This window comes from Halorubrum sp. SP9, from assembly GCF_005435015.1.
Classification (GTDB): Archaea; Halobacteriota; Halobacteria; order Halobacteriales; family Haloferacaceae; genus Halorubrum; species Halorubrum sodomense.
Map to the genome: position 1 here is coordinate 1 of NZ_SGXU01000647.1, position 264 is coordinate 264.

At 64.4% G+C, this 264-nt stretch carries 1 protein-coding gene; it reads left to right on the top strand.

From position 1 onward, the window contains the following. On the top strand, positions 1 to 264 hold a 264-nt coding region (locus EXE45_RS18875), incomplete at both ends, for a PAS domain-containing protein (RefSeq protein ID WP_137695195.1).

Here is a 264-nt window from a genome sequence, read left to right on the forward strand (position 1 = left end):
GAAGGCGGTCGGCGAGGAGACGCTGACCACGGCTGACGGGGAGACGCGCATCCTCCAGACGACGAAGATACCGTACGAGGCCCCGGACACCGGCGAGGACGCGGTGTTGGGGTACGCCCGCGACGTGACGGAACTCAAGGAGTACGAGCGGACGCTTGAGGAACAGCGGGACAACCTCAAGCTCCTGAACCAGGTCGTCCGCCACGACATCCGGAACCAGCTGATGGTCGTCGAGTCGTACACCGAGTTCCTCGAAGAGTCGCT